The organism is Methylibium sp. (assembly GCF_013817365.1).
In the GTDB taxonomy this organism is placed as follows: domain Bacteria; phylum Pseudomonadota; class Gammaproteobacteria; order Burkholderiales; family Burkholderiaceae_C; genus Methylibium.
In genome coordinates, this window is sequence record NZ_JACDCU010000173.1 from 6,091 (window position 1) to 7,624 (window position 1,534).

Consider the following 1,534-nt stretch of genomic DNA (forward strand, 5'->3'; position numbering starts at 1 on the left):
GGCATGGCGATGCTTTATCCAAACCTGAGTGCAGCAGTCGCCGACATCGCGCACCCGAACTGGCGCGCCTCGGCCATCGGGATCTACAGGTTCTGGCGTGACCTGGGCTACGGCATTGGCGCCCTGGGCCTGGGTGCTGCAGCCGCACTGGGCGGCCGACTCGAAAGCGCCTTCTGGTTCGTCGCCGTCGCGATGCTGGTCTCCGGTGCTGTCCTCTACCGCTGGGGCGAGGAGACCCATCCTCGCCTAAACCCCGCGCCCTGACTTCCCTTCAGCAGGAGACACCCGCGACCACTCGTTGTATCGCCACCGCCCTGGCCCTGGCGCTGGCGCTGGCGCTGGCCCTTGCCGGCTGGCGTTCCTGCCGCTGCAACGCGCCGGTTTGTAGTTGGTTGCCCTTGCCTCGCTAGGCTGACGCTATCGCGCCCTGCGGGCTGTCGTGGTTGCTGCCTTTTCTGAGGGCTTGACCGCCGTGCCGCTCGTTTGCCCGGTGGCGCGGGGAATCTTGGCGGCAGTGGCGGGGGGCGGCTCCTGAGAGAGGCGCATCACTGGCGCCATCGGCCGCTGCGACCGCAGGCTGTCGGCATCCAGGATCAAGCGCCCCTGTATGCGTCCCTTGATGCGTTTGACGCTGCGCGCCGCATCCGCCATGTGCTGTGTCATCAGCGCGCGTGTCTTTTCCACGTCGCGCGCGCGTGCGGCCAGGACGATGTTGCGATGGAACTCCGCATTGGCCGCTCCGAAGCGGCGGTGTTCCGCGGCCGGAGTCTGATTGCCGAACACGATCAGCTGGCGAATCATCTCGTTGATCAACTCGGAGACGAAGCGCAGGAACGGATTCGGATTGGCGGCCGCCAGGATGTCGTGGAAGTTCACGTCCTCGCGCCGCTGCTGCAGCAGGTTCTCCTGGCTGGACGTCGGGTCGCAGCAGGCGATGCTGTGTTCCAGCGCGTCGAAGTCCGCCTCCGTCAGGTGCGGCACCGCGCCGGCGGCCAGTTCGGGCTCGAGCCGCTGGCGCACGGCGTAGATGTCGTCGATCGTCACTTCCTTGAAGAACAGGTAGTTCTGCAGGAACTGCAGCGTGCGATCGAGCGGCACCTCGACGATCGTGCCGCCGCCGCTCGGCCCGGTGGAGATCTTCACCAGGCCTTGCACTTCGAGCGACTTCAGGGCTTCGCGGATCGTGCCCTTGCTGACGCCGAACCGGGCCTGCAACTCGCTCTCGCGCGGCAGACGGTCGCCCGGGCTGAGGTCTTTTTCGGTGATGAGTCGCTTGATCTCTTCGGCCACCAGATCGGAGCGCTTGAGTGGTTTGATCTTCGACCGGACGGCAGGGCTGATTGGCATTAGTGGATCGTTGCAAGCGTTCGATGAAACGTCGTCTAGGGTTTGTCCGGTGAGCCTTCTTGCTATTTATACGTATAAATAGCATCAAACGTCAACGCATCTGTTCGACGCATCGGTATTCGTACCGTCGCCCTGTACCCGAAATCACGCCGCGCCGACGGCGCTTCCCGAAACCGTAACCGGAGAC

The 1,534-nt window shown here is 64.6% G+C and carries 2 protein-coding genes; one reads left to right on the forward strand and one right to left on the reverse strand.

Annotated features, from left to right (window positions below; genetic code table 11):
• On the forward strand, positions 1-264 hold a 264-nt coding region (locus tag H0W38_RS11685; RefSeq protein WP_367161962.1), incomplete at its 5' end, for an MFS transporter.
• Between the two features lie 153 nt (positions 265-417).
• On the opposite strand, the gene H0W38_RS11690 is transcribed toward H0W38_RS11685, so the two are convergent.
• Entirely contained in the window at positions 418-1,347 is a 930-nt protein-coding gene (locus H0W38_RS11690) for a FadR/GntR family transcriptional regulator (protein ID WP_292454136.1), read from the reverse strand.
• Between the last annotated feature and the right edge of the window lie 187 nt (positions 1,348-1,534).